Below are 18,198 nucleotides of genomic sequence, written 5' to 3'. Positions count from 1 at the left end.
TGGTCAATCTTGAAGATGTCAGGACAGGGTATGTGTTCAGCCCGCAGGCTGAATAAAAGCAGGCATGAGCCGTATACGAGGTCCGTACGTACGGTTCTGTGAGAGGGATGAGGCGGTAACGCCTCACCCTACTCGTTATTTGTAATGTTTATTTTTTTGAAGTTTTAATCTGATTTTTAATCCTCGGAAAGAGGCTGTGTCTGAATATTCACTTTTTTGATAAAAGCGGTATAACCAGAGAGAAAGTTGACTGATAATTTCACGGCTAAATAGACAAATAAAAATAATACGGGATAAAAGAGGCACACATGCAACAAAAAACAGCGTCTGTTGCGATGCTTTTTGTCGTATCGATATTGTTATTATCAGGGTTAATGTCCCTTTCTTTATTATGGACTTCACAAAAAAGCATCGAAGATACTCAGGAGCGGCGCTTTGAATATCTGGAGACAGCTGCTCAGATGAGCATATTGTCGGGACAGCTCAGCGCTAGGATCAGAAATTATGTCTATACCGGCTCCGAGCATGCGTTGTCGATGTATCACCATACGCTGGCAGTGGTTGAAGGTCGTACCGTGAGGGAGAGTGGCAGGCTGGAATCCGATGATCAGCGCATTAACAGCATGATGTTAACCACGGAAGAAAGAGAGGCGCTGGAGCGTGCCCGTCAGGCCACCTCTACGCTCTTCCGCCTGGAGGAAGAAGCACTTCGTTTAATGGCAACAGGAAGCGTTCATCAGGCCCGTCTGAAAGTATTTAATACCGATTACGACAGATACAGCAAACTGGTCAGCGACTCAGTGAGTCAATTCAGCCGTCTGGTGCTTGACCGCACCAGCCTGGAGGTGGAGCGCAAGCAGGCTTTTAATACTCAAATACTGATGTTCATCATGTTTGCCATTCTGCTGCTGGTATCGATAACCCTGCTGCTGCTGCTGCAAAACATCAGGCAGAGCAGAAGCCGGGTGACGGCGTCAATGCCGGGTGTAAAGGCCGGGTCCTGAGGTCGCTCTTGTTCACTTGAAACGCGGTCAGTATACTGCCGTGTCTCAAATTGCGAGGATTGTTCATGTTAAAGCTGTTGCGGATACTGTTGCTGGGACTGGCCATGGTTGTCGTGTTTGTGCTGGGAACCCTGTTGTGCCTGGTCCGCCCCCGGCATCCGAACAATGTGTTTTTGCTTGGCCGCTTGTTTCACCTGGCCTGTCCGCTGGTGGGGCTCAAGGTTAAAATTCGTGGCCGTGAGCATGTAAAAACGCTGGATTCGGCTATTTTTATTGCCAATCACCAGACCAACTGGGACATCATTACCCATCCTGGGGTGCTGTCGCCGCGCACTGTGGCCATTGGCAAAAACAGCCTGTTCTGGATCCCCTTGTTTGGTCAGTTGTTCTGGCTTAGCGGTAACCTGCTGATCAACCGGGAAAACAGAGCGAAAGCAGCGAGCACCATCAGCAAGGTAGTGGACAAGATCCGTAGCCGAAAAATGTCGATCTGGATGTTCCCTGAAGGTACCCGCAGCAAAGGCAAAGGCCTGCTGCCCTTTAAAACCGGTGCCTTTCATATTGCGCTGCAGGCTCAGGTTCCGGTTGTGCCCGTTGCCTGCTCCAGCTACTTTGGCCAGGTGGATCTGAATCGCTGGGACAATGGCGAAGTATTGATCGACATTATGCCGCCCATTGATGTGAGCGAGTATGAACCAACCCAGTTGCGTGACTTGCTCAAGCTCAGCCGCAAGCAGATTGCCGAGCGCATTGAGCGCCTGGACGGTGAAGCCCGTCGCCCCGAATCCCTTACGCAACCCGGAGTCGAATCATGAGCCAAAACACTGACTGGCGGGCCGAAACCCGTGACATAATCGAATCTTTGCTGAATGACGGTAGTCACCCCGATGCCGAATATACCATTGAGCATCACTTTTCCGGGCAGAACTTTGCCAGGCTGGAAAAAGCCGCAGTAGATTGTTTTAAGGCCGGCTATGAGGTAACTGATGCTGAAGAGCTGACGCTGGAACGAGGTCAGACATTGTTATGTTTTGATGCCGTGGCCGACAGTGCTCTGGATGAAGAGCAAATCATGCAGCAAATAGAAGAGTTGCTGCCCATTGCCGAAAAGTATGGCGTTGATTACGACGGCTGGGGCACCTACTTTGAAGAGGACGACGAGGAGTAAAACGGCAGCGCAGTCGAGGCTCGTCTAAGCTTGATCCATATATACATGGATCAAGGAGAGTGCCATGTTTATTCACCGCGCTGCGCTATTGCTGCTTGTCTCTTCTCTTTTTCTGCTTTCCGGCTGTAGTAAAATTGAGGCTCATCTGGGCCGTCATCTGCTGCCGGATCCCCCTGATGTAGTGGTTGAAAAACTGCCCTCCGGCTATGAGCCGAGCAGCCCGCGTCCACCCTATCGTGGTTCTCACGCCTCCCTGATCCAGCTGGATTTGTCTGCTTTTGAGTTTCCGGTGCCAATCGGCAAAACGGGGCCAACAGACCACTCTCTGGGGCCACTGCAATATCCCTTTGCCTGCAATACCGAAGAGTCGGATCTGGGCCAGCCGCTGGTGGATAATCAGAACGGCATAGGCACGCCAGTGTATGCCGAAGAAAACGGCGTCAAGAACAAGCAAAGGCTGCTGGGACACAGCAAAGACTGCCTGCTCAATACGCGCCTGGACTACTTCTATAAAATCAAGGACAAGAACGACTTCCGCGAGTTGCCCAAAGATGGCTTTCCCAAAGACATGGATTGGGTGGAGCGCGATGGAAAACGTATTCCCTTTGTGCTTCGCGTGGAGCGGGGCACCATTAACCGCTTTGTGTATATGCTCGCCATGCTGGCCAATCCTGCCGACCCTGTTACCCGTACTCACAGCCACTACTGGAACAACAAGCTGATTTATCATTTCAAGGGCGGCGTCGGCATCGGCAAACGTCAGGGTAAAATGAGCCTGAATCGGGTGGGCAGCCGGCTGGTAGCCCAGCTGGCTCAGGGCTATGCCCTGGCGGGCTCCAGCGGTAACGTGACCAGCAACCACTACAATATGTGGCTGGCGGCTCCGGTGGTGCCGTGCAGCAATATCTGATTGCTCAGAACAAGCCGGGTCTGCTTGATGCCCTTATTCCTCAATACAGCTACCCGGATATGATCACTCAGAGTATCTGGGCCCTGGATTGCGAGCTGCTTGAATATTACTTTGATGTGACCGCCCGCAACAACAAGCGTTGGCGGGTACAGGAAAATCGCAGTCTGGTGATGGGCGTGTCGGCCAGCAGTGAGGTAGAGCACGAGTTCAAGAAGTACTATCGCTGGGCACGCATTGCCGGCTTTGGCCTGCGCTTACCGGGCCTGCCCAAGGGCGCGACCGAGTGCTCCAAAAGCTGGCGGGGGCTGGCACCGTTAACCAACAATCCGCACTATTCTCACCGGGCCCATCATTATTCACCGGCCATCGCCGCCAACGAGCGCTTCAGTCACTGGCACGATCTGGCCCATGTCTATGGTGTGGACGAACACGGCTATGCCAATCGCACTCATGACAACACCGGGGTGCAATATGGTCTGGCGGCCCTGAAGCGGGGTGATATCACCCCGGCCGAGTTCTTTCATCTCAATGCCAATATCGGCAGCTGGAAGCCGCCCGCCGACATGGTGCAGGAAAAGCTCTGGGTACTGACCGGTGACGACAGCCTGGCCGGGGTATCCATCTGGAGTGATCACAATATGCGTAAAACCCCCGGCAGCCCGGTGCCGCTGTGGGTGTTTGAGCGCAACCGGACCGACATGGTCAAGGTAGCTCCCCGCAGTCAGGGCAACCCCGATGCCATTGCCGCTGCTTATCGTTCAGGCCATGTGTTTCTTGGCAATATTGATATTCCGGTGATCGACGTGCGTCACTATCTCGACCCCGAGCTCGATATGCACCATTCCTATGCCACTCAGTCGGTATGGTTGCGCATGCAGGCCGCTAAAGGCAATGCCGACAACATGGTGATCTGGCAAAGCGGCAAGCCCTTTAATCCCAGCGACAAGGCCTTTGTTGTGCTGGACGAGTGGCTGAACACGGGGCAACGGCCTGCCAGCGCTCAGGATACCTGCTGGACCAACAGCGGCGAGCTGATTGCCGAAGGCAGCGAGGTATGGAACGGAGCCTGGCGTGGTAACAGCAACACGGGGGTCTGTCTGCAGCGTTATCCGGCGTTTCGTTCACCCCGTCATGTAGCCGGCGCTCCCCTGACCGGTGAACTGTTCCAGTGTGAGCGTATTCCGGTGGAGCTGGCGGTCAGCCGGGGGATTTATGGTACGCTGGATATGCGACCTTATATGGTGATGCTGAAGGTAGTGTTTCCGGACGGCGTCTGTGATTATGAGCGTGGCGATGCTGGCCGGCCTGCGGACGAAGAGATGGGACTCAAGGCCATGCTATAGTGGCACAAACCTTTGCTGGAGTGCCTGAATGTATCCACCGCCTGATCCCCATATGATGCTATGGGATGAATATAAATACCGCCATGATCATATCTGGCAGAAGCTGTTTCAAATCACCATAGCGGTGGTGTTGTTAGGATCCGTGCCCTACCTCAAGCCCGAGATCACCCAGGTGCTCAAGGGCTGGATCCTGATAGCGCCGCTGCTGGGCACTGTGCTCAGCCTGATCAGTCTGGTGCTGATGCACTTTGAGCTGACCCTGTTCGGCAAAATAGTGCGGGCTCACCGGGCCCATCAGGAAAAGCTGGGGCTGATCCAGCACAGCCGGCACAACTATTTTCGTTATCTGGTGATGACCTACGTCAGTTTTCTGATGCTGGTGAGCATGGCCAACGTGGCGGTGGTGCGCCTGCTGTGGCTGGCCACCTGAATGCTGCGACAGGGCTTTGCACATGGCTACTGTTTAGCCCTGTCGGTGGCAGGCAATGCTGCATACACTGAATGGTGAGAGCAGGCATTCAGGTCTGCAGCAAAACACAGAGGTAATGAAAATGGCGATTCATGGCAAAGTAAAAGCGGGTGTGGCAGCAGTGGTTTTGCTGGTAGGCTTGTCCGCCTGCGCCAATATGTCTACCCGTGACCGCAACACCGCCATTGGTGCTGGTGTGGGTGGTGTAGCCGGCTCAGTCCTGACCGACGGCAGTGCTGTTGGCACCATAGGTGGTGCCGTAGTGGGAGGCGTAATCGGTAACCAGACCGGTAAATAACCCGGCCTTGTCCTCTTTTTACCGGGCCTGCCAGGCGGGCTCGCCCAGGTAGTTGCCCGGCGGATAGTAATTGCACACCAGTATCATGATGTTATTGCAGGTACTGGTGGCACAGCCCAGCTCCCGCGTGGCGGGCCAGACCATTTGAGTGTAATGCCCCACTCTGGGCACTAGCTCCCGTGTCAGCGGCTGGCCCGAATAATACCGCTTTTCTTCTTCCCAACTCTTCACTCCGTCCAGCTCGTTATAGAACCCCAGTGTTCCCATAAACAGGTTTTCACCAAAACCTGAACCCCGGCTGTGCTCGAGTTCGCAGCGCCCGCTCAGCACTTGTGCCCAGCTGGCCGCCTGTTGCTCGGCCCGGGCTGACCAGGTCAGCGGCGCGGCACCCACCTCGGCACGAATGCGGTTATGGGCCTTGAGCAAGGCCTGTTTGATGCCGGCAGTCTGCGCACTGGTTGTGCCGGCCAGCAGCCATGCCAGCCAGATCAAATGATGCCGTCTCATGGGGTTACTCCTTGGTGAACCTGCTGTTTTCAGAGTAAGGGCGCGGGGCGAGAAGCGCCACAAAAAAGCCCCGGCGTTTGCCGGGGCTGTTCTTCACTACTGAATAGCCAGAATTACAGGCTGGCGATTTGCTCGCGCTGTTGCTGCAGCTTGGCCAGGGTGGCCTGGTAGTCGGCCAGTTTTTCCTGCTCCTTGGCCACCACCTCGGCGGGGGCCTTGGCCACGAAACCGGCGTTGTTCAGCTTGCCTTCCAGCCGCTTGATTTCGCCCTGGATCTTGCCCAGCTCTTTCTCAAGGCGCGAAAGCTCCGCGTCCTTATCGATAAGGCCCGCCATCGGCAGCAGCAGCTCGGTGTCGCCAATCAGCTGCTTGGTGGACACCGGCGCTTCCTCGTCGCCGGCCAGCAGGGTGATGCTGTCCAGCTTGGCCATGGCCTTGAGGAAGGCGTCGTTGTCGGTGGCGCGGCGGGCATCGTCGCCGGCCGGGCGCAGCAGCACGCTCAAGGCCTGGCCGGGAGGAATGTTCATCTCGGCGCGCAGGTTGCGAATGGACACGATAAAGCGCTTCACCCATTCCAGATCGGCCATGGCCTGCGGGTCCTGCTCGGCGGTGTTCACCTCGGGGTAGGCGGCCAGCATGATGCTGTCGCCACCACGGCCGGCCAAGGGAGCTACCCGCTGCCAGATCTCCTCGGTGATATAGGGCATGATTGGGTGGGCCAGACGCAGCAGGGTTTCCAGCACCTCAATCAGGGTCTTGCGGGTGGCGCGCTGCTCGGCCTCGCTGCCGTGCCACAGTACCGGTTTGGTCAGTTCCAGATACCAGTCACAGAACTGGTTCCAGATAAACTCATACAGGGCACTGGCGGCGCGGTCGAAACGGTAGTCGTCCAGCGCCTGGCGCACATCGGCGATGGTGGCCTGCAGTTGGGCGCGGATCCAGCGATCTGCCAGCGAGTATTGCAGCTCACCATCGCTCTGACCGCAGTCCTGCTCTTCGGTGTTCATCAGCACGTAGCGGGACGCATTCCACAGCTTGTTGCAGAAGTTGCGGTAGCCGTCGAGGCGCTTCATGTCCCAGTTGATGTCGCGGCCGGTTGAAGCCATAGCGCACAGGGTAAAGCGCAGGGCGTCGGTACCGTGGGGCTCGATGCCGTCGGCAAACTCCTTGCGGGTGCGCTTCTCGATCTTGGCGGCCAGCTGGGGCTGCATCATGTTACCGGTGCGCTTGGTGACCAGCGACTCCAGATCGATACCGTCGATCATGTCGAGGGGATCGAGCACGTTGCCCTTGGACTTGGACATCTTGTCGCCGTTCTCGTCGCGGATCAGGCCTGTGACGTAAACGGTCTTGAACGGCACCTGGGGCTTGCCGTTGTCGTCCTTGATGAAGTGCATGGTCATCATGATCATGCGCGCCACCCAGAAGAAGATGATGTCAAAGCCGGTGACCAGCACGCTGGACGGATGGAAGGTGGCCAGCTCCGGGGTTTTTTCCGGCCAGCCCAGGGTGGAGAAGGTCCACAGCGCCGAGCTGAACCAGGTGTCGAGCACATCGTCGTCCTGGCTCAGCACCACGTCATCGCCCAGGTTATGGGCGGCGCGCACTTCGGCTTCATCTCTACCCACGTAGACCTTGCCGGACTCGTCGTACCAGGCGGGAATACGGTGGCCCCACCACAGCTGACGGGAGATACACCAGTCCTGAATGTCGCGCATCCAGGAGAAGTACATGTTTTCGTACTGCTTGGGCACGAACTGAATGTCGCCGTTTTCCACCGCCTCGGTGGCCACCTTGGCCAGGGGAGCGGCGCGCACGTACCACTGGTCGGTGAGCATGGGCTCAATCACCACGCCGCCACGGTCGCCGTAGGGCACGGTGAGATCGTGATCCTTGATGCTGTCGAGCAGGCCAAGGGTTTCCAGCTCGGCCACCACGGCGCTGCGCGCTTCAAAGCGGTCCAGACCCTGATAGGTGGCGGGCAGCTCGGGGCTGTAGACATCAGAGAGCTCACCGGTGGTGGTGAACACCTCGGCTTCGTTGCGAATGGCGGCGTCAAAGGTGAGCACGTTGATCATCGGCAACTGATGACGCTTGCCCACTTCGTAGTCGTTGAAGTCGTGGGCCGGGGTGATCTTCACGCAACCGGTGCCTTTTTCCATGTCGGCATGGTCGTCGCCAACAATGGGAATACGGCGGTTGACGATGGGCAGGATGATCTCCTTGCCGATCAAGTCTTTATAGCGCGGATCTGCCGGGTTCACTGCCACCGCGGTGTCGCCCAGCATGGTTTCCGGGCGGGTGGTGGCCACCACCAGGTAGTCATTGCCATCGGCGGTCTTGACGCCGTCGGCCAGCGGATAGCGGAAGTGCCACATGTGGCCCTTCTTGTCCTTGTTTTCCACTTCCAGATCGGAGATGGCGGTGTGCAGCTTGGGATCCCAGTTCACCAGACGCTTGCCGCGGTAGATGAGATCGTCTTCATACAGGCGCACAAACACTTCTTTCACCGCGTTGGACAGGCCGTCATCCATGGTGAAGCGCTCGCGATCCCAGTCTACTGAAGCACCGAGTCGGCGCAGCTGCTGGGTGATGGTGCCGCCGGACTCTTTTTTCCAGTCCCAGATCTTGTCGATAAAGGCATCACGGCCGTAGTCGTGGCGGGTCTTGCCTTCCTCGGCGGCGATCTTGCGTTCCACCACCATCTGGGTGGCGATGCCGGCGTGGTCGGTGCCTACCTGCCACAGGGTATTCTTGCCCTGCATGCGCTGGTAACGGATCAGGGTATCCATAATGGAATCCTGAAAGGCGTGGCCCATATGCAGGCTGCCGGTCACGTTGGGCGGCGGAATCATGATGCTGTAGGCATCTTTGCTGGTATCGCCGTGGGGCTTGAAGTAGCCCTTGCTTTCCCATTGCTGGTATAGGGCCTGCTCAATGGCGTTGGGATTAAAAGTCTTTTCCATGGTGTTATACATCTTGAGTGTGGGGTGGTACCGGCGCTGTGGTCAGCTCGAAACCGGCCTGCCGGTAGGCCTTGAAACGCTCCCGGGCCTGTTGCTTGCCCGCATCGGAAGCCGGTACAAAGTCGTGCAGCTGGCCAAAGCGGCGGGCAAAGGCCGGGGCCTCAGTCGCCAGGTTAATCAATACGGCACGGCCGTTTGCCGGCGGCTGCCAGCCAATCATCACGGGCGCACCCTGCCGCGGGCCTTCGCCCTGCAGGTTGTGCGCCACAAAACTGTCGGCCTCCTGTTGCCACAGGCGCTCGTCAATGGCTTCGGCCATGGCCTGATCAGTGGTGTAAATAAACACGCTCTGATTCTGGCGGTAGCAGTCGGTAGCCAGACGACACACCAGCTGTTGCAGCTGGGTATCGTCGTCGTTGGTCAACAGGTGAAAACAGCCGGTGTTCATTTTATTCTTCGACGTTCAGAGCGCCGGCCCGGTTCAGCAAAAACTGGGTCAGCAGCGGCACCGGCCGGCCGGTGGCACCCTTGTTCTTGCCGCTTTGCCAGGCAGTGCCGGCCACATCCAGGTGGGCCCAGTTGTACTTTTTGGTAAACCGGCTCAGGAAGCAGGCGGCGGTAATGGTGCCCGCCGGCCGGCCGCCGATGTTGGCCATGTCAGCAAAGGGACTTTCCAGCTGCTCCTGGTATTCGTCGCTCATGGGCAGCCGCCAGGCCTTGTCGCCGGCCTGTTCGGAGGCGCTAAGCAGCTCGTGAGCCAGCGGATTGTGGTTGGCCAGCAGACCCGAGGTGTGGTGGCCCAGCGCGATAATACAGGCACCGGTGAGGGTGGCCACGTCGATCACCGCTTCCGGCTCATAGCGTTCCACAAAGGTCAGCGCATCACACAGCACCAGACGGCCTTCGGCATCGGTATTAAGCACTTCCACTGTCTGGCCCGACATGGTGGTGAGAATGTCGCCCGGGCGGTAGGCATTGCCGTCGGGCATGTTTTCACAGCCAGCCAGAATGGCTACCACGTTCACCGGCAGCTGCAGCTCGGCCAGGGCATTCATGGTGCCCAGTACGGAGGCGGCACCGCCCATGTCGTATTTCATTTCATCCATGCCTTCGGCGGGCTTGAGTGAAATGCCGCCGGCATCAAAGGTGAGACCTTTACCCACCAGCGCAATGGGGCGGGCATCGGGATCCGGATGACCTTTATATTCAATGACCGACATCATGGCTTCGTTGTGAGAGCCACGGGCCACTGCCAGATAGGCGTTCATGCCCAGCTCGGCCATTTCTTCTTCACCAATTACCCGGGTGCTGATGTTGTCCCAGGCGTCAGCCAGCTGGCGCGCCTGCGAGGCCAGGTAAGCCGGGTTGCACACATTGGGTGGCATGTTGGCTACATCACGGCACACGCGCACACCCCGGGCCACGGCCTGGCCGTGGGCAATGGCGCGTTCACCAATGGTCAGCTCCCGTCGTGTGGAAACGTTAAACACCAGCTTGCGCAGCGGGCGGCGGGGCTCGGCCTTGTTGGTTTTGAACTGATCAAAGGTGTACAGGCTGGCCAGGGTGGTTTCCACTGCCTGGCGCACTTTCCAGTAGGTATCGCGGCCCTTCACGTGCAGCTCGGTCAGGAAGCAGACCGCCTCCATGGAGCCGGTCTCATTCAGGGTGCTGATGGTATTGCGAATAATCTGCTTGTACTGGCGCTCATCCAGCTCACGCTCTTTGCCGCAGCCCACCAGCAGTACCCGCTCGCCCAGCACGCCGGGCACCTGATGCAGCAGCAGGGTCTGGCCAGGTTTGCCTTCCAGATCGCCCCGGCGCAGCAGCGAGCTGAGGTAACCGTCGCTGACCTTGTCGAGCTGCTCGGCCACCGGCGACAGCCGGCGCGGTTCAAACACACCTACTACAATGCAGGCACTGCGCTGTTTCTCGGGACTACCGCTTTTTACACTGAACTCCATGGATTCTCCTGAGCCTGAAGACAATGGACGCCGAATGAACGATAATGACGAACATCGCAAAGGCGTCGTATTTCGCACAGTTAATATGCGAAAATGGTGATTTTACGCTTATTGTTAAGCGTTTCCATTAAAAAAGACAAGTTTACACTGGGATTGACGGTGATTGCATTCCGCTATTTGTTTCGGGAAACCCTGAAGACACAGCTGGCCGTGCTGTTTGTGCTCTTGCTCATCTTTATCAGCCAGAATTTTATTGACGTACTGGGCAAGGCTGCCAGTGGGGAGATCCCCGGTGCGCTGGTGGGCAGGCTGCTACTGCTTAACCTGCCCGAAATGGCCACTCTGATGCTGCCGGTAAGCCTGTTTATCGGCATTCTGTTTGCTCATGGGCGGCTCTATGCCGACAGTGAGATGACGGTGATGAAGGCTGTAGGCATCGGGCCCGGGCGCATTATGCGTGCCACTCTGGTGCTGGGGCTTATCTGGACGGCAGTAGCGCTGTTTAACTCACTCTGGCTTAACCCCTGGACCAAAAGTCAGGTGTATCAGCTGCGGGAAGAGGTAAAAGCCGACCCTGGCTTTGCGGTATTGCGTGAAGCCCGCTTTATGAGCCTGGATGGCGGTCGTATTGTGGGCTATGTAGAAGAGCTGGACGAAGATGAACAAGGCAACCGGCTCAACCGGCTGTTTGTGGTGCAGCAGGGCCAGGCTCAGCGTGCTCCCGGCATTGTGGTGGCCGACGGCGGCCGGCTGCATGAAAAGGAAGATGGCCAGTGGCTGACCCTGGAGCAGGGGCGGCGTTACAGCGGCACGCCCGGCACCCGGGAGTTTGATGTGGCGGAGTTTGATGAGTACAGCGCCTTTATCAGGCCGGCAGAGGTAGAAGTGGCTCAAAGTCGCATTGAAGCAATGCCCAGCCTGGCATTACTTAATGCCGAGGATATTGAGCAGCAGGCAGAGCTGCAATGGCGGCTGGCACTGCCCTTGTCCATGCTGGTGCTGACCCTGGTGGTCGTGCCGCTGGCGGTGGTGAATCCGCGCCAGGGCCGCTATGCCAAGCTGCTGCCGGCTATTTTGTTGTATCTTGCTTATTTTTTGCTGCAAACCGCCTCACGCTCGGCAATGGAAGGCGGCAGTCTGCCGCCGGTGCCGGGGCTGTATACCGTGCCGCTGGTATTTTTATTGCTGGTGGCATTGCCGCTTAATCTGGCAGAAACGCCCTGGTGGAACCGTACCCGGGAAAAACTCACACGGAGCAAGGCGGCCTGATGTTTAATATTCTCGATCGTTATATTGGCCGCACCGTGCTGATGGCCATGCTGTTGTGTGAGTTTGTGCTGGTGGGGTTATCGGCCATTATCCGCTATGTGGAGCAGCTGCGCAGTGTGGGCGAGGGCAGTTATACCCTGCTGTCGGCCTTTTATTACGTGCTGCTCTCGATGCCCAAAGAAATTGTGCTGTTCTTTCCCATCGCTGCGCTGCTGGGCGGCCTGATTGGGCTGGGCCAGCTGGCCAGCTCCAGTGAACTGGTGGTGATGCAGGCGGCGGGCAACTCCCGTTTTAATATTGTGACCAGCGCCCTTAAAACGGCCGTGCCGCTGATGCTGGTGATCATGCTGGTGGGCGAATATGTGGCTCCGGCCACCAAGCTGGCGGCAGATGATTTGCGCACTCAGGCGCGTTCAGGTGGTCAGGTGGTGCTGTCGGTATATGGCGTTTGGGCAAGGGATGGCGAAGCTTATATCAATATTGGCCAGGCCCGTCGTGACGGCACCCTGAGCAATGTCACCCTCTACTATTTTGATGACGAGCAGCGGCTGCAGCGTATTACTCAGGCTGCGACCGCTGATTATCGTAACGGTGAATGGCAACTGCTTAACCTCACCGATACTCTATTTAATCATGGTGAGTCAATTATGACCTCTCAGGAGGCCAGCAGAACCTGGAAAACCACCCTGACGCCCGACAAGCTGGGAGTGGTGGCCATTGAGCCCGATGAGCTGTCGATGCGTGGCCTGTGGGAATATGAAGGTTACCTGAGAGATAACGGTCAGGATGCCCGGTTGTATGAACTGGCATTCTGGCGCAAGGCGCTGCAGCCGGTGATGGTGATTGCCATGATGCTGCTGGCCTCGTCGTTTGTGTTTGGTGCGCTGCGCAGTGTGACCATGGGGGCCCGGCTGCTGATGGGCATTCTGTTTGGCTTTGGCTTTTATGTGGCCAACGAAGTGTTTGGGCCCATCAGTCTGGTGTATGAGGTGCCGCCCATCCTCGGCGCTCTGGGCCCCAGCCTGCTGTTTATTGGTGTAGCGCTGTTTTTGCTTAACCGCCGTGCCTGAAGGCGAAGCCTTCGGCGGGAGTGGGGAGTAGGGATTCCCCATTCCCTGCTCCCTAATCCCTGTATTCACTGCCTGCTCAGCAGCTCCCGGTTCTGCTCTTTGGTGAGTACCACCATCTCGCAATCGGCCAGTTTATCTTGCAGGGCCAGTTTGCTGCGTGGATTAAACCATACCCAGAAATTACCCAGCCCGAGCAAGGCGGCGCCGGCGCGCACCAGACACTGGCCCAGGCGCAGCCGGGTGCCGTCGGTGTTTTGTACGCGCAGCCGCCAGGCGCGCATGCCCAGGGTCTGGCCGCTGGTGCGCCAGAACCAGCAATAAAAAAACAGCACCACACTCAGCAATACCAGCTGATATAAGCGGCTGGCACTGAGCAGAGCGGCGGTATCTTCATGTTCGCCCAGCGCAATCCAGCCCAGCTGCAGCGCCAGAGCGGTCAGGCCAAAGCAGACAAAACCCGCTACCATCAGCAGTGCAACCACCACCAGAAAGTCATACAGCCAGGCTCCCAGGCGACGCATCACCCCGGCCCGGGGTAAACCCGTATAAGAAAAAGCCACCAGTTTCGTTCCTTTAAATCGATAAGGGCTGCATTCTAGCAAAAGCCGCTGCAGGAAAAAGCCCGGTCACCCAGCACAAATAATGCTCAGTTGGCACTATTGTTCATACAATCCGGTTGCGGGCGCTGCGGGGCTGAGTATAATGCTCTGGCTCACTCATAATGAGTTTACCGGCGGCAGTGTGATGGAATTGGTAGACATGAGTGATTCAAAATCACTTGCCTTCGGGCGTGCCGGTTCGAGTCCGGCCACTGCTACCAACAAATAACCCGATTTAATCGGGTTTTTTTGTGCCCGATGTTCGGCCTTTGCTGACCACCTCGCGCTTTGGGCCCTTGCTCTGCGCTGTGTTCGCTTTCACAATCATTCCGTGTTCAAACGGGATGACATTCGTGAATATTTTTATACTGGACAATAACATAGAGCGCTGCGCCGAATATCACTGTGATCAGCACGTGGTCAAGATGATCCTCGAAAGCGTGCAGATACTGTGCACCGCGCTGAACAAAAAAGGATTTGAAACGCCCTACAAATCCACTCATATCAAACACCCCAGCGTGCTCTGGGTAGAAGAATCGTACGACAACTTTCAGTGGCTGACCCGGCTCACACAGGCGCTCAACGCCGAGTACCGCTATCGCTACCGTAAAGAGCAGGATCACAAGTCCATGCCGGTGCTGGCGCAAATACAGCAGTTTACCTACCCTGCAATCGGCCTCACCGAGTTTGCCCAGGCCATGCCCGATCAATACAAGGTGCCCGGCGACGCCGTGCAGGCCTACCGCAACTTTTATCTGGGCGACAAAATGAAATTCGCCCGCTGGACCCGGCGGGAAGTGCCGCACTGGGTGCAGGAGGCTGAGCAGCCCTGAGTCTTACTGTTTTTTATGGAGCCAGCCGGTGTTTTACTTCTGCTGTGATATCAAAGCCCCGGGCCGGGCTCAGGGCAAACAGGTGTTCCAGCTCACAGGCCATTTGCTCCAGCGGTGCCTGGCGGTAGCCGTGGCGGGCTATTTCCTGTAAATAACGATCGATAAAGCGGGCTGCGCCCAGGTTGCGCCATTGCAGCACATGCACCAGTTCATGCACATGCACTCGCAGCTGGCCGGCGGCGGCAGGCTTCAGGTAGTAGGTATTGGCCAGTGTCAGCCCTTGGGCTGACGGCGTTAACAAACTTTCAAGCCCCATGGCTTTTACCTGTTCAAGCGGTGGTGAGGGCAGCTCATCCACAATCACAAAGCCGGCAAAGGCCAGCAGTTCATCAGTGAAAAAGCGCCCCAGTGACGGCTTAAGTTCCAGGCAGGAGCGGCGTGAGTGTTTGTAACGAGCATTGGTGGCAAAGACCCACATCAGGGGATCAAAAGTCATGGAGATTCCGGCAAATCGTAAACAGTGATGACATCATGGATGGCGCAGGCGACTTTATGTGTCGCCCGAGTCCCGGTACATGTCATGCAGTTGGCGCGCCTGCTCAGCCAGCGCACGTCGCCATGACAAAGGCTCAATTACTTCCACTCTGGCTCCAAAACCGGTCAGCCACCACAGGGTTTGCTGATCATTGTGAATGGTGGCGGTCAGGGTAATGCGGCCGTCTTCGCCGGGAGCGGACAACTGTTGTTGCTCGCTGAGCGGGGTTTCACTCAGCCGCCAGGCCAGGTCCGGTGAAATGCGGGCGACCAGCTGCACGCTTTCTTCGTTCAGCGGATAATCAAAGCCGCCTTCTCTGATGTAGGCATCAACACAGAAGTCCGGCTGCGGCCGAAAGGCAATATCGGTGATGGCCAGCGTTTGAATGCGGTGCAGGGCAAACTGGCGAATATCATCATAATCATTCACGGTGGCCAGCAGATAGCTGACACTGTGACGGGCCACCAGCCCCTGAGGGTGTAGTGTGTATTGCCGTATATCCCCTTTTTGACGGCTGAGGTAGCAGACGTCCACCGCCTGACGATTCAGCAGGGCGTCGCTGATGCCTTGCCACACTTCTGCCCTGATAGGGGCCGGTAGCAGGGCCTTGCCATCCGGAATGGCCCGCACTCGTCTGGCCCAGTCGGCATAGCCGTTTTGTTGCAGGCCATCGAGAAACCGGCGGGCGCTGTCAAACTGAGGGCCAAGCCGGTCTACTGCCATGCGGGGTAACAGGCTTTGCAAATATTCTTCTGCCAGCACCAGAGTCAGCGCTGTTGCAGTATCCAGCGCCGGCAAGCCACTTTTAAAGTGACTGTCAAAAGACCAGCGGTAAGGGCGCTCGCGTTTGTCGCAAAGCAATGGAAAGTGCAGTGACATTTTCTCAAGATCCCGCTGAATGGACCTCAGCTCAACACTGAATCCTCGTTCTTCAAGCAGGGCCTGCAGTGTGGTGGTGGCCTTGAACTGAGGTGCCCGGGGGATCAGCTGCAGCATGGTCAGGTAGCGAAAAAGGGTGTCGCGCTGAGTGCCCATTTGTCTTCCTTATTATAATGTAATGTGCTCGGTTGAAGCCGAGAATACCTTACACCGGCTGCCACTTGTAGCCTTGGGGAGGCCAGCGGTTCACGCCAGGCTGTTGCTGCGGGCCGGCCTCGGGTAAAATTCCTGCTTTGCCGGCCCAGGCCGGTGTGGTTGAACTTTCAGAGTGCCCATCATGTTTAAAGCCGGTCAATTGCTTACCCTTTCCGTTCACAGCCTAACCGATAAAGGGGACGGCATTGCTCAGCATAACGGCTGTCCGGTTTATATTTCGGGCGGGTTGCCCGGTGATGAAGTAGAAGCCAGAGTCACACTGGCCAGGCCTCGCTATGCCCAGGCAGAAGTAAAACGAGTGCTGACACCGGCGTCAGGACGCAGCCCTGACTTTTGCCCCCATACCGAATGTGGTGGCTGTCAGCTCAGGGTGATGGACTATGGCGCTCAGCTGCAATTAAAGCGTGAGCTGCTGGTCAAGGCGCTGCAGGAGCGGGGGCTGGACTGCTCAGTGGCCAACACCATTGGCATGGATGATCCCTTTCATTATCGCAACAAGGCGCAGTTTGCGGTGCAGCCCGGTCCGACCCTGGGCTTTTATGCCAAACACAGTCATCAGCTGGTGGAAATAGAACAGTGTGTCATGCAGGCACCGGAAACGGCCGACATCACGGCACTGGTGCGGCAGTGGATGCGCGAGCAGGCGGTTCCGGCCTTTAATGAGGCTCACCACAGTGGCTGCGTACGTTATGTGATGGTGCGCAATGGCCGGCACAGCGGAGAGCTGATGGTGGTGCTGGTTGTGGCGGAAGAGCCGACAGAGCGGGCACTGAATGCCCTGGTTGAGCGTCTTGCTCAGGTGCCAAAACTGGTCAGTGTGCAGCTGTGTCTGAACGATACAGTAGGTAACCGCATATTGAGCGAGCAAGTGCGTACTTTGTGGGGTGGCAGCAGCATCAGTGACCGTATTGGCGAGCTGCAGTTTGATATCTCGGCACTGTCTTTCTATCAGATAAATCCGCATCAGACGGAAGTGCTGTATCGTGAGGTGGTGCGGCTGGCCGCACTCTCAGGCAGTGAAACCGTGTTTGATCTCTACAGCGGTATCGGCACCATCAGTTTATTTATGGCCCCCTTTGCAGCCCAGGTTCATGGCATGGAAATAGTACCGGAAGCGGTGGCCGATGCCGAGCGTAATGCCGAGCGTAATGATATTAAAAATGTTCGTTTTTACTGTGGTGCGGCTGAACAGCAGGTAGCTGCGTTGTATCAGCAGGGAGTGAGTGCTGACGTGGTGGTGGTGGATCCGCCACGCAAGGGGTGTGATCAGGCTCTATTGGATACTCTGGCCAGCATGCGTCCGGCCCGGCTGGTGTATGTGTCCTGCAATCCTAAAACCCTGGCGCGGGATGCGGCCTGGCTGAGCGAGCAGGGCTTTACTCTGGAGCAGGCGATACCGGTGGATATGTTTCCTCATACCATGCATGTGGAAACCGTGGCGCTGTTTAGCGCAACGTAATAAAGGCTTGCTATAAAAGAAATTGATAACTATTATCATTTACTGGTAAAGGAGGTGATAATGGTTATTTTGCTGGTAGTGCTGTGGCTGATGATGATCTGGTGGGTGCCGGCATCGTCACTTACATTATGGTTAAGCGCCGGGTTTGCATTGTTTGCACTGGTGTTGGCTATGCCTTCAGTCAGCAGGCACTGGTATTGGCTGCCGATAGGCGGATTAGCCGGCCTTGGCATGACTCTTGGAATAATGCTGGGAGATTACGCCTGAACGGCTGGAAAGAAACAATCTTGGTGCGAAGGGGGGGACTTGAACCCCCACATCCAAAGGACACTAACACCTGAAGCTAGCGCGTCTACCAATTCCGCCACCCTCGCATACTCGATTGTTTGGCTGTTTTACATGGGCCACCATGTTGAAATTTGAGCGGCTCTCAAGTCAAAGACTTGGTGCGAAGGGGGGGACTTGAACCCCCACATCCGTAAGGACACTAACACCTGAAGCTAGCGCGTCTACCAATTCCGCCACCCTCGCGTGCTCAAATTTTTTCTCAGTGGTGCGAAGGGGGGGACTTGAACCCCCACATCCGTAAGGACACTAACACCTGAAGCTAGCGCGTCTACCAATTCCGCCACCCTCGCCCGTGCTGAGGACTGCGAATTCTATAGATTTTTTACCAGCCGTCAACCGGCTTTTTTAACTTAATTCATAAAAA

Annotated in this window: 17 protein-coding genes, 4 tRNA genes and 1 pseudogene; 12 read left to right on the top strand and 10 right to left on the bottom strand. The window is 56.8% G+C overall.

Features of this window, described 5'->3' with window-relative positions; translation table 11 throughout:
- The first annotated feature begins 308 nt into the window (after positions 1 to 308).
- The 6 genes and pseudogenes from R0I78_RS02865 (at position 309) to R0I78_RS02840 (ending at position 5,192) form a co-directional block, all read left to right on the top strand.
- The gene (locus R0I78_RS02865; RefSeq protein ID WP_317074237.1) at positions 309 to 1,004 is read left to right on the top strand and encodes a chemotaxis protein; all 696 of its coding nucleotides are present in this window, start codon (positions 309 to 311) and stop codon (positions 1,002 to 1,004) included.
- Positions 1,005 to 1,069: 65 nt separating this feature from the next.
- Positions 1,070 to 1,819 carry a 1-acylglycerol-3-phosphate O-acyltransferase gene (locus R0I78_RS02860; protein WP_317074236.1) on the top strand — a complete coding sequence of 250 codons (750 nt, stop codon included), beginning with the start codon at positions 1,070 to 1,072 and terminating at the stop codon, positions 1,817 to 1,819.
- Complete coding sequence (rraB, locus tag R0I78_RS02855; protein WP_317074235.1) at positions 1,816 to 2,172, top strand: ribonuclease E inhibitor RraB; 357 nt, start codon at positions 1,816 to 1,818, stop codon at positions 2,170 to 2,172. Before R0I78_RS02860 ends, rraB begins: the two co-directional genes overlap by 4 nt.
- 64 nt (positions 2,173 to 2,236) lie before the next feature.
- Positions 2,237 to 4,425: pseudogene (locus R0I78_RS02850) on the top strand (DUF6351 family protein).
- 52 nt (positions 4,426 to 4,477) lie between these two features.
- A complete protein-coding gene (locus tag R0I78_RS02845) occupies positions 4,478 to 4,855 on the top strand; it encodes a hypothetical protein (protein WP_317074234.1) in 378 nt (125 codons plus the stop codon).
- 55 nt (positions 4,856 to 4,910) lie between these two features.
- Positions 4,911 to 5,192, top strand: a complete 282-nt coding sequence (locus R0I78_RS02840) for a glycine zipper 2TM domain-containing protein (RefSeq protein WP_317074233.1) — start codon at positions 4,911 to 4,913, stop codon at positions 5,190 to 5,192.
- 18 nt (positions 5,193 to 5,210) lie between these two features.
- On the opposite strand, the gene R0I78_RS02835 is transcribed toward R0I78_RS02840, so the two are convergent.
- The 4 genes from R0I78_RS02835 to pepA form a co-directional block, all read right to left on the bottom strand.
- Positions 5,211 to 5,699, bottom strand: coding sequence for a CAP domain-containing protein (locus R0I78_RS02835; protein ID WP_317074232.1), 489 nt, complete (start codon positions 5,697 to 5,699; stop codon positions 5,211 to 5,213).
- 113 nt (positions 5,700 to 5,812) lie between these two features.
- Positions 5,813 to 8,665, bottom strand: a complete 2,853-nt coding sequence (locus R0I78_RS02830; protein WP_317074231.1) for a valine--tRNA ligase — start codon at positions 8,663 to 8,665, stop codon at positions 5,813 to 5,815.
- Between the two features lie 4 nt (positions 8,666 to 8,669).
- On the bottom strand, positions 8,670 to 9,113 hold the full coding sequence (locus R0I78_RS02825; protein ID WP_317074230.1) for a DNA polymerase III subunit chi: 444 nt from the start codon (positions 9,111 to 9,113) through the stop codon (positions 8,670 to 8,672).
- Between the two features lies 1 nt (position 9,114).
- Positions 9,115 to 10,626, bottom strand: coding sequence for a leucyl aminopeptidase (gene pepA, locus R0I78_RS02820; protein WP_317074229.1), 1,512 nt, complete (start codon positions 10,624 to 10,626; stop codon positions 9,115 to 9,117).
- 153 nt (positions 10,627 to 10,779) lie between these two features.
- On the opposite strand from pepA, the gene lptF reads away from it, so the two are divergent.
- A complete protein-coding gene (gene lptF / locus R0I78_RS02815) occupies positions 10,780 to 11,895 on the top strand; it encodes an LPS export ABC transporter permease LptF (RefSeq protein WP_317074241.1) in 1,116 nt (371 codons plus the stop codon).
- Positions 11,895 to 12,965, top strand: coding sequence for an LPS export ABC transporter permease LptG (lptG, locus tag R0I78_RS02810; protein WP_317074228.1), 1,071 nt, complete (start codon positions 11,895 to 11,897; stop codon positions 12,963 to 12,965). Before lptF ends, lptG begins: the two co-directional genes overlap by 1 nt.
- Before the next feature lie 65 nt (positions 12,966 to 13,030).
- Here the strand turns inward: lptG and R0I78_RS02805 are convergent, their stop codons facing one another.
- Positions 13,031 to 13,525, bottom strand: a complete 495-nt coding sequence (locus tag R0I78_RS02805) for an RDD family protein (protein ID WP_317074227.1) — start codon at positions 13,523 to 13,525, stop codon at positions 13,031 to 13,033.
- A gap of 175 nt (positions 13,526 to 13,700) precedes the next feature.
- On the opposite strand from R0I78_RS02805, the gene R0I78_RS02800 reads away from it, so the two are divergent.
- A tRNA-Leu gene (locus R0I78_RS02800) sits at positions 13,701 to 13,785 on the top strand.
- A gap of 132 nt (positions 13,786 to 13,917) precedes the next feature.
- Positions 13,918 to 14,397, top strand: coding sequence for a pyrimidine dimer DNA glycosylase/endonuclease V (locus tag R0I78_RS02795; protein ID WP_317074226.1), 480 nt, complete (start codon positions 13,918 to 13,920; stop codon positions 14,395 to 14,397).
- 13 nt (positions 14,398 to 14,410) lie between these two features.
- On the opposite strand, the gene R0I78_RS02790 is transcribed toward R0I78_RS02795, so the two are convergent.
- A complete protein-coding gene (locus tag R0I78_RS02790) occupies positions 14,411 to 14,893 on the bottom strand; it encodes a hypothetical protein (RefSeq protein ID WP_317074225.1) in 483 nt (160 codons plus the stop codon).
- 54 nt (positions 14,894 to 14,947) lie between these two features.
- A complete protein-coding gene (locus R0I78_RS02785; RefSeq protein WP_317074224.1) occupies positions 14,948 to 15,967 on the bottom strand; it encodes a WYL domain-containing protein in 1,020 nt (339 codons plus the stop codon).
- 181 nt (positions 15,968 to 16,148) lie between these two features.
- Here R0I78_RS02785 and rlmD point away from each other — a divergent pair, with 181 nt between their 5' ends.
- Entirely contained in the window at positions 16,149 to 17,486 is a 1,338-nt protein-coding gene (gene rlmD / locus R0I78_RS02780) for a 23S rRNA (uracil(1939)-C(5))-methyltransferase RlmD (protein ID WP_317074223.1), read from the top strand.
- A 60-nt stretch (positions 17,487 to 17,546) separates the two neighbouring features.
- Entirely contained in the window at positions 17,547 to 17,753 is a 207-nt protein-coding gene (locus R0I78_RS02775) for a hypothetical protein (protein WP_317074222.1), read from the top strand.
- Positions 17,754 to 17,774: 21 nt separating this feature from the next.
- Here R0I78_RS02775 and R0I78_RS02770 read toward each other — a convergent pair.
- The 3 genes from R0I78_RS02770 to R0I78_RS02760 all read right to left on the bottom strand — a co-directional run bounded on the left by R0I78_RS02770 (position 17,775) and on the right by R0I78_RS02760 (position 18,124).
- Positions 17,775 to 17,860, bottom strand: a tRNA-Leu gene (locus R0I78_RS02770).
- A 70-nt stretch (positions 17,861 to 17,930) separates the two neighbouring features.
- Positions 17,931 to 18,017, bottom strand: a tRNA-Leu gene (locus R0I78_RS02765).
- Between the two features lie 20 nt (positions 18,018 to 18,037).
- Positions 18,038 to 18,124, bottom strand: a tRNA-Leu gene (locus R0I78_RS02760).
- Positions 18,125 to 18,198 lie beyond the last annotated feature (74 nt).

The organism is Oceanimonas sp. CAM02 (assembly GCF_032842915.1).
GTDB classification, from domain to species: Bacteria; Pseudomonadota; Gammaproteobacteria; order Enterobacterales; family Aeromonadaceae; genus Oceanimonas; species Oceanimonas smirnovii.
The sequence above is the reverse complement of the archived record's forward strand: the minus strand, read 5'-3'. Positions and strand labels throughout refer to the sequence as shown.

Bases quoted from the DNA above. Each gene is read 5' to 3' on its own strand.
- R0I78_RS02865 (WP_317074237.1), top strand. From the start codon at position 309: ATGCAACAAAAAACAGCGTCTGTTGCGATGCTTTTTGTCGTATCGATA.
- R0I78_RS02860 (WP_317074236.1), top strand. From the start codon at position 1,070: ATGTTAAAGCTGTTGCGGATACTGTTGCTGGGACTGGCCATGGTTGTC.
- rraB (WP_317074235.1), top strand. From the start codon at position 1,816: ATGAGCCAAAACACTGACTGGCGGGCCGAAACCCGTGACATAATCGAA.
- R0I78_RS02845 (WP_317074234.1), top strand. From the start codon at position 4,478: ATGATGCTATGGGATGAATATAAATACCGCCATGATCATATCTGGCAG.
- R0I78_RS02840 (WP_317074233.1), top strand. From the start codon at position 4,911: ATGCTGCATACACTGAATGGTGAGAGCAGGCATTCAGGTCTGCAGCAA.
- R0I78_RS02835 (WP_317074232.1), bottom strand. From the start codon at position 5,699: ATGAGACGGCATCATTTGATCTGGCTGGCATGGCTGCTGGCCGGCACA.
- R0I78_RS02830 (WP_317074231.1), bottom strand. From the start codon at position 8,665: ATGGAAAAGACTTTTAATCCCAACGCCATTGAGCAGGCCCTATACCAG.
- R0I78_RS02825 (WP_317074230.1), bottom strand. From the start codon at position 9,113: ATGAACACCGGCTGTTTTCACCTGTTGACCAACGACGACGATACCCAG.
- pepA (WP_317074229.1), bottom strand. From the start codon at position 10,626: ATGGAGTTCAGTGTAAAAAGCGGTAGTCCCGAGAAACAGCGCAGTGCC.
- lptG (WP_317074228.1), top strand. From the start codon at position 11,895: ATGTTTAATATTCTCGATCGTTATATTGGCCGCACCGTGCTGATGGCC.
- R0I78_RS02790 (WP_317074225.1), bottom strand. From the start codon at position 14,893: ATGACTTTTGATCCCCTGATGTGGGTCTTTGCCACCAATGCTCGTTAC.
- R0I78_RS02785 (WP_317074224.1), bottom strand. From the start codon at position 15,967: ATGGGCACTCAGCGCGACACCCTTTTTCGCTACCTGACCATGCTGCAG.
- rlmD (WP_317074223.1), top strand. From the start codon at position 16,149: ATGTTTAAAGCCGGTCAATTGCTTACCCTTTCCGTTCACAGCCTAACC.
- R0I78_RS02775 (WP_317074222.1), top strand. From the start codon at position 17,547: ATGGTTATTTTGCTGGTAGTGCTGTGGCTGATGATGATCTGGTGGGTG.